Source organism: Microbacterium sp. ISL-103 (assembly GCF_018613995.1).
Classification (GTDB): domain Bacteria; phylum Actinomycetota; class Actinomycetes; order Actinomycetales; family Microbacteriaceae; genus Microbacterium.
The window spans coordinates 1,295-3,447 of the sequence record NZ_JAGGPD010000183.1; the positions used below are offsets into that span (position 1 = coordinate 1,295).

Annotated in this window: 1 protein-coding gene and 1 pseudogene; both read left to right on the top strand. The window is 71.3% G+C overall.

Annotated features, from left to right (window positions below; translation table 11 throughout):
- Window positions 1–37: 37 nt before the first annotated feature.
- Window positions 38–1,705, top strand: a complete 1,668-nt coding sequence (gene cydD, locus J7E68_RS07660; RefSeq protein ID WP_215171404.1) for a thiol reductant ABC exporter subunit CydD — start codon at window positions 38–40, stop codon at window positions 1,703–1,705.
- Window positions 1,702–2,153: pseudogene (locus J7E68_RS07665) on the top strand (thiol reductant ABC exporter subunit CydC); the annotation flags it as partial. The gene cydD and the pseudogene J7E68_RS07665, both read left to right, overlap by 4 nt.

A 2,153-nucleotide genomic window follows, 5' to 3' on the forward strand; every position in this document is an offset into this window, starting at 1 on the left:
CCTCGCTGGCGTCGCTCTGCGGCGACGAGGTGGAACGGTGAGGCCGGTCGACATCCGGTTGCTCCGGTACGCGAGTGCGGCGCGCGGATTCCTGCTGCTGTCGGGTGTGATCGGCGTTCTGCAGACGGCGGTCACGATCGCCTTCGCCTGGATGCTGACGGATGCCGTCACCGGCGCGCTCGCCGGCCGCGATGTCACTGTATCGCTGCTCTGGCTGCTCGGGCTCGCGGCACTGCGTGGGGTGCTGATCGCCGCCTCGGATGCCGCCGGAACCCGTGCCGCGGCGAAGACGGGGATGCAGTTGCGCGCCGCGTTGATCGGCGCCGTCGGTCGCCTCGGGCCGAGCTGGCTCGCGCAGCGCAATCAGGCGGAGCTCGCCGTCACCGCGGGACACGGGCTCGAAGCTCTCGACGCGTACTTCGCCCGGTACATCCCGCAGCTGGTGCTGACGGTCATCGCGACGCCGGTTCTGGTGGCCGTGATGTGGTGGCAGGACTGGCCGAGCGGGCTCACCGCGATCATCACGCTGCCGCTCATCCCGCTCTTCCTGATCCTGATCGGCATCGCGACCCGCACGGTGCAGCGCACGCAGTGGCAGACGCTGCAGCGCCTCGCGGCGCGGTTCGCCGACACCGTGCAGGGGCTCTCGACGCTGCGGCTGTTCGGGCGCGAGCGCCGCGCCGCCGCGCAGATCGAGCACACCGCCGACGAGTACCGCCGCGAGACCATGAAGGTTCTGCGCTTCTCTTTCCTCTCCGGGTTCTCGATGGAGCTGCTGGCCTCGATCGCCGTGGCGTTGATCGCCGTCGCGGTCGGATTCCGGCTGCTGTCGGGCGACCTCTCGCTCGAGGTCGGGCTGTTCGTGCTGCTGCTCGCCCCCGAGGCATTCCTGCCGATCCGGCAGGTGGGCGTGCAGTTCCATGCCGCGTCCGAGGGGGTCGCGGCGACGGAAGACGTGTTCGAGGTGCTGGATTCGGCCGAGGCTCGAGCGTCCGTGCTCCATGACTCCGGAGATCAGGTCGCAGTCGGGCCGGGTTCTGCTGATCGGTCGCGTTCGGCGTCGTACCTTCCGGAGTTGCGGAGCACGAACGCGCGAGACCTCGTCGTCACCGACCTGCGGGTGCGCGATCTGCCGCCGGTCTCGTTCATCGCGACCCCCGGAACCATCACCCTGATCGAGGGGCCGAGTGGAGCGGGCAAGTCGAGCCTGCTCGCGGCGCTGCGCGGTGCGGTCGAGTTCGAGGGGGCTGCCACGGTCGGCGGCGTCGACGTTCGCGATCTCGCCGCGTCGCAGTGGCTGGCCTGGAGCGGACAGCGGCCGCAGCTGAGCCGCGGCACGATCGCCGCGAACGTGGCGCTGGGTGACGAGACACCGGATGCCGACGGCATCCGCCACGCCCTCGATGACGCCTGCGCGAACGACCTCGACCCGGCGCTCGAACTCGGTGTGCAGGGGAGCGGACTCTCGGGCGGCCAGGCGCAGCGCGTCGCGGTCGCGCGGGCGCTGTATCGGCATGCCGCACGCACCGATGCCGTGCTGGCACTCGACGAGCCGTCGAGTGCGCTCGATCCCGACACCGAACAGCGGCTCTGGGCGTCGCTGCGTGCGCGGGCCGATGCCGGAGCCACCATCCTGCTCGTCTCGCACCGCCGCTCGGCCCGAGCGATCGCCGATCACGTCATCGAGCTGGGGGTGAACGTATGAGCGGCAGCGGCAGCGGCAGCGGCACCGCGGCGCGGGTGCGCGGCGTCCTTCGTCTCGCGCAGCCGCCGGTGCGTCGCTTCCTGCCCGGCGCGATCTGGGGGTTCCTGTCGGCCGGGGCCGCCGTGAGCCTTCTCGCCGTCAGCGGCTGGCTGATCGTCAGCGCCTCGATCGTCGACTCGCTCGTGCCGCTGTCGATCGCCGTCGTGGGTGTGCGTTTCTTCGCGGTGTCCCGTGCCGTGACACGGTATCTCGAACGGCTGAGCGGGCACGATGCGGCTCTGCGTCAGCTCGCTTCGACGCGGGCCGACATGGTGCGCCGGCTCACTCCGCTGTCGCCCGCGGGGCTCGGACGCACCGACCACGGACGCGTGCTGTCGGCCCTCGTCCACGATGTCGAGAACCTGCAGAATCTGCCGCCGCGGGTGGTGCAGCCGCCCGCCGTGCCGGG